At 39.0% G+C, this 6357-nt stretch carries 3 protein-coding genes; 1 reads left to right on the plus strand and 2 read right to left on the minus strand.

The features are described from left to right. Window positions 1-22: 22 nt before the first annotated feature. Window positions 23-1117 (minus strand): ferrochelatase, encoded by a 1095-nt coding sequence (gene hemH, locus B7700_RS07300; protein WP_084888069.1) that lies wholly within the window; start codon window positions 1115-1117, stop codon window positions 23-25. Window positions 1118-1270: 153 nt separating this feature from the next. Between hemH and pepT the strand changes: the two genes are divergently transcribed. Then, window positions 1271-2494 carry a peptidase T gene (pepT, locus tag B7700_RS07305; protein ID WP_084888071.1) on the plus strand — a complete coding sequence of 408 codons (1224 nt, stop codon included), beginning with the start codon at window positions 1271-1273 and terminating at the stop codon, window positions 2492-2494. Window positions 2495-2529: 35 nt separating this feature from the next. Here the strand turns inward: pepT and B7700_RS07310 are convergent, their stop codons facing one another. Next, window positions 2530-6075 (minus strand): pneumococcal-type histidine triad protein, encoded by a 3546-nt coding sequence (locus tag B7700_RS07310; protein WP_084888073.1) that lies wholly within the window; start codon window positions 6073-6075, stop codon window positions 2530-2532. Window positions 6076-6357: the final 282 nt, after the last annotated feature.

The following is a 6357-nucleotide window of genomic DNA, read 5'->3' on the forward strand; positions in this document are numbered from 1 at the left end:
ACAAAGCTAAATCCTTTTTTCTTTACTCTTTCGGTAACTTGCCTGCTTTCTCAAGCATTTTCTTAATAAGATAAGGCATCTTAACATTTTCACGACCTTTTTTCTCAATCAATTTTTTTACAAATTCTGGCATTTGTAAATCTTGAGATTCGGCCAAGATATTTTTAGTTTCATCTGAAGGAACTAACTCATCAAAGGTTTCTTCTTCTGGGAGAAATTCCTTAAATTCTTGATGTTCATTAGCTCTGACTGTATTAACCAAGGCATCAATCAAACGAGAATCTGTATTTGGCATTGGTGGACGATGATAGTTCACCCCCAATTCCTGACACAAGTCATAACATTCCACATCGTTGTCAAACAAGACTTCAATGTGCTCACTGATAAAACTGATAGGAACAAAAATATAATGGTCTGGATGTTCTTTTTGTTCTCTAAGATATTCCAAAACATCTGGCTTAATCCATGGAATCCCGATATCACTCTCACTTTGCCAAGTGTTTGTATATTGCTCGGAACTCAAACCCAGCTTTTCAGCGACTAGCTTGCTATTTTCAAAAATTTGGTCGATATAAGGATCACCAAAATCCAAGGCAAAAATGGGCACACTATGGGCTGAAAAGATGACTTTAAAGCTATCCTGCTTTACTTCTTCTTTTAAAATCTTAGCAATTTCATCTGCCCAATAGTTTAAGAGCGCTTCTTCTTGATACCAGTCCTTAATAACAAAAAATTGGATCTGCTTGCTTTCTAAAAATTTTTCATAGCCCATGACAGAATAGAAAGAATAATGAGGCTCCAAAATCAAGCAAATACACTGCTCGATTCCGTCTGCTTCCATCTGACCAATCACATTTGGAATAAAGGGACTGGAAAACTTATTAGCAAAATAAACACTATACTCATTTCCCAGCCTAGCCTCTACCAAGGCAACCTCTTCACGCGTAATTTTTTGCAGAGGCGTGCCGCCAATTCGTACATAATTATCATAGAGAGTTTGAATTTCGTGGTCTTGAGGTCTCACTCCACGACGAATATTTGTGAAAAAATCAGCCACACCTTCAAAGGTAATCTCTTCTGGTGAACCGAAAGTCATCATTAAAATTGCTTTTTTCATAATCGCTTCCTTGTGATATTTTTATCAAGTTTATTTTATCATTTATCCATTAATAAGTAAACGCCAACATAGCGAATTTCCCTAACTTATGTCTTTTGTTTTTCTCTTCTTTCTATGATACAATGGAAAAAATAAATTCAAAAGGAGTTTTTTATGACTTATCCAAATCTCTTGGACCGCTTCTTAACCTACGTTAAGGTCAACACGCGCTCTGATGAACACTCTACTACTACTCCAAGTACGCAGAGTCAGGTAGATTTTGCTACAAATGTTCTTATTCCTGAAATGAAACGTGTTGGATTACAAAATGTTTATTATCTACCAAATGGTTTTGCAATTGGAACCTTGCCAGCCAATGATCCATCTTTAACACGTAAGATTGGCTTCATCTCCCACATGGATACTGCTGATTTTAATGCCGAAGGAGTCAAGCCACAGGTAATTGAAAACTACGATGGTGGTGTGATTGAACTTGGAAATTCTGGTTTCAAACTCGATCCAGCTGACTTTAAGAGTCTTGAGAAATATACAGGACAAACGCTCATCACAACAGATGGAACAACCTTGCTAGGAGCTGATGACAAGTCAGGGATTGCTGAAATTATGACTGCTATTGAATATCTAACTGCTCACCCTGAAATCAAACACTGTGAGATTCGTGTTGGTTTTGGTCCAGATGAAGAAATCGGTGTTGGTGCCAATAAATTTGATGCAGAAGATTTCGATGTAGATTTTGCCTATACTGTAGATGGCGGACCTCTCGGAGAACTTCAGTACGAGACCTTCTCAGCCGCTGGTGCTGAATTGCATTTCCAAGGACGCAATGTCCACCCTGGTACTGCCAAAGGGCAGATGGTCAATGCCCTTCAGCTAGCAATTGATTTTCATAATCAACTTCCAGAGAATGACCGACCCGAGTTAACAGAAGGTTACCAAGGCTTCTACCACCTAATGGATGTGATAGGTAGTGTCGAAGAGGCGCGTGCAAGCTACATCATTCGTGATTTTGAAAAAGATGCCTTTGAAGCTCGTAAAGCAGCAATGCAGTCTATCGCTGATAAGATGAATCAAGAACTTGGTAGCGACCGTGTCACCCTAAACTTGACAGACCAGTACTACAATATGAAAGAAGTCATTGAAAAAGATATGACTCCAATTACCATTGCCAAAGCAGTTATGGAAGATTTGGGGATTACTCCTATAATCGAACCAATCCGTGGAGGGACAGACGGCTCTAAGATTTCCTTTATGGGAATCCCAACTCCTAATATCTTTGCGGGAGGAGAAAATATGCATGGACGTTTTGAATACGTCAGCCTTCAGACTATGGAACGTGCGGTTGATACCATCATTGGTATCGTAGCTTATAAAGACTAAAAAGACGAGGTAGCTCAGCTACTTCGCCTTTCTTTTTATTCTGCTGGTTTTTCTTGATTTCCAGTACTTGTTGTAGATTCTGTTGTTTCCTTTTCTGACGCTGGTTCAGTAGGTTTAGAATCTGTTGCGTTGCTCGGTTTGTTTTCGTCGCTGGCAGTTTCACTGTTAGATTCTGCAGCTGCTGATGTTTCAGTTTCGGGACTTGTCTTATCACCATTTGCCTCGGCATTTGTTGCTGGAGTTGCTTCTTCACTCGCACTTGATTTTGACTTGATTTCTTGATTCAAGACTAGAATAGCTTTTGTCAATTCAAGTAAAGCAGCTTTATCCTTACTCTTAGCAGAAAGTTGATCTAGTAGAGCATCCACCTTATCAAAGTCCGCATCAGAACCCTTATTGTTTTCTAAATAAGCATGAAGCGACATGAGAATATCGTAGAGTTTTTGATAGAGTACTAGTGTCTGAGGGTCTTGCTCAGCATTTTCCTTTTCTTGTTGAAGGGCGCTTGCGATACGAGTCAAGACATCTTTCACCTGACTATTTACTTCATCCAAGTCTGCATCAGCCTTGTTTATGGCAGCTTTGAGATTTTCTACTTCTTCTGCCAAGGATTGTCTGATTCCTTCTTCTTGGATTTGTTCCAAGAGTTGAGTTGCCTTGCTCAAGAGACTTTCTACTTGTTCCTTGCTAACATGATTGACATGCTCTTCAGGCATAAAGTCTCCGTACAATTCTTTCAAGAAGCCATAAATAGCTGTCTTAGCAGTTTGGTTATCTACTTTTTCAGTATCTAGAACTGTCTGAGTCGATTTAGCAGTAGTTGGCTGAGCTTTCAACGCTTCTTCCACTTCTTGTTTTGCCTGATAGATGTTTGGGAATAATTTGTTCAATTCTGCTGCCTTTAGGAAGGATTGAGATTGATACAAGGTCCAAGTCAACTGAGCCACTTTGTTTCGAAGTTCATCATTTAAACGACCGTCATTTACGTGTTCGTAGAAATACTTGATGTATTCTACAGTTGTAACACCTGTTCGATCATTAAAGTCTTGCAAGGCTTGAAGTTGTGATTCAACCGCTGCTAAACCAGTCTCATCTTTAGCCAATTTAGCTTCTTGGAGTCGAACGAGAAGGTCTTTCTTAGGAAGTCCATAAGCGTCTGTATCCAGAGTATTGATTTTATCAATCAAGGCTTGATATTTTTTATCTAAAGCACTTGTTTCAGTAGGCTTGACACTCTCATCAATATGGATATATTGCTTATCAAAGAGATCAAGGGTTGCAAGATAACCTGCTGTAGAGTTAGTTGCCAATTTCTTCATGTTTTCAGTAAACTGTCCTAAGGCTAACTCAATCTGTCTTTGTTCGATAGGCTTGTCTTTGTAGATGCTTCTGCTATCAGCTAGAAGTTGATCTACTTTTTCCAAGACTGTCTTCTCATCAAAAGCTCCAGGTTGATAATTGGATTGTAGAGCTGGAATCTTGTTTTTCAAAGCCACTTCATACCCCTTAGTTTGAACCTTGATGTAGTGATTATGGTCGCCATGAGGAATCACAAAACTACCATTTTCTACCTGTAAGCTATACGGAGACACGCCATCTCTCAAAGCAGTCGTGTAGAGTTCGTTTAGGAAATCAAGTTCTGGATTGCCAGTTTGGAATGGCAAACGAACATGTTCCTTACGAACAGCATATGGGTGGATATGAGTTGGATCGTAGGCTTGGTCTGGATTTCCAAAGACAAAGAATCCGTTTGAAATTCTAATCGCTTCAAGTGGAACACCATAGGTCTTAGAAATATAAGCAATCTTTTCTTCATCGCTAGCATCTCGTGAGAAAGACTCTACCGTTTTAGCAAGAGGTTTTACAGGCTCTGCATCATGATGTGTTTTCAGATGATCCTGAGCTGCCTTAATTTGCTCTGCTGTCAAATCTTTCTTGAAGAAGTAATGATTGTGATCTCCATGTGACATGACAAAACCTTGTTCATCCTCACTGATGACACGATTGGCATCAAAACCGTGATCATGGTCTTCATCATGATGGTGTCCATGATGATCTTCATCGTGATCATCATCATGAGCTGGATTTGGTGTTGCTGTATTTGCCCCTTTCAAGTGGTCTTGTGCGGCCTTGATTTGATCAGCAGTCAAATCCTTCTTGAAGAAGTAATGATTGTGGTCACCATGACTCATGATAAATCCTGATTCATCTTCCGCAATAATACGATTAGCATCAAAGCCGTGTCCACCTTCTTCATGTTCCTCATGTGAAACACCAGGATTGATTGGAAGAGATGGCGAAGGTGTTGTTAGGCCATTGTTTGGAAGAGTCGGTTGACCAATTTGGTTCGCCTTAGGAATGTAATGGAAATGATCGCCATGTCTTACAATATAAGCTGTAGCAGTTTCTTCGACAATATCTTTAGGATTAAAGATATAACCATCAGATGTTGAAGAGATAGCCTTATTTGTAAGCAAGGAAGGATGATTCAAAGTAGATGGACTGCTTGGAAGACTTCCTAGACTAGACGCTACTCCATGAGGTTTTTCATTTGTAGAGACCGTAGAACCAGTTCCACCGATAGGCACCATTCTAGCAATCTTTTCTTCTAAAGGAGAGAGCTTGCTGTAAGGAATAAAGTGATAATGATCACCATGCGGAATCGCAACACCATTTGGTGTACGACTGATAATCTTAGCAGGGTCAAAGACTAAACCATCTGATTCACTGTAACGTTTGTCGCTAGGTGAATCGTAGAGTTCTTTCAATAGACTTTGGAGATTTTCAACTTTGCTTTCTGGCTTGCTAGTTGAGCCTTGTGCTACAGATTGCGTGTCATTATCACTAGCTGTTGAAGAATAGCTTAACTGACTTGGTTGCGTATTTTTGCCAGCTAAATGAGCTTTTGCTGCTGCTAACTCACTAGAAGACAAATCACTTTTTGGAATATAGTGATAGTGACCTCCATGAGGAACGATATAAGCATCACCCGTATCTTCGATAATATCAGCTGGATTAAAGACATAACCATCATCTGTCGTATAGCGTCCCTGAGACCTTGCTACAGCAACATCAGAGCTGACCTTCTCATTATCTTTGATGTGTTCTTGTTTTTGACGATTGATTTCATCCTTGGTTCGAACATTATCAGCATGAGCTGCATCTTTCAGGTAGACATAATATTTTCCATCGACCTTGATGATATAACCACCCTTGACTTCATTGACAATATCTCCATCCTTAAGTTGATAATTTGGATCCTTCATCAAAAGTTCTTCACTAAAGAGGGCATCATAAGGAACTTTCCCATTATAGTAATGATAGTGATCACCGTGTGACGTTACATAGCCCTGATCTGTAATTTTGATGACAATTTGCTCAGCCTGAATTCCTTCTTTTTGACTGACCTGATCTGGTGTCAGGTTTTCAGTTTTCTGACTTGACTGGCTACCATCCACATAAGAGACACGATTATTGTCCTTATTTTCCTGCGATCGATGCTGGTTCAGTGCATAAGCACAAAGACTCAAGGATACGATAACAGCTGATCCAGCTGCTATATATTTTTTACTGAATTTCATAAATCCCTCATTTCAATAAATGATGAAGCTTTTCTTAACTTCTTTTTCTCGGTTAAACAGTTTTTTTAAACTGGTTATTTAACCAATTAATTAACCAGTAAATAGTTTACCTTTTTTAAGCTTAACTGTCAAGATTTTTAGTGAAAGAGAATAAAATTATTACTTTAAGAATCCTTTCTTCATTTTTTGGCTCTATAATATTTGTAGTGGGTAAATCCTCTGTAGATATTATGGAACCTATTTTTGTGTAGAAAAAAAGTCCCATATGACCTATAATGAAAA

Origin of the sequence: Streptococcus mitis, from assembly GCF_002096755.1 — a bacterium.
GTDB lineage: Bacteria > Bacillota > Bacilli > Lactobacillales > Streptococcaceae > Streptococcus > Streptococcus mitis_AC.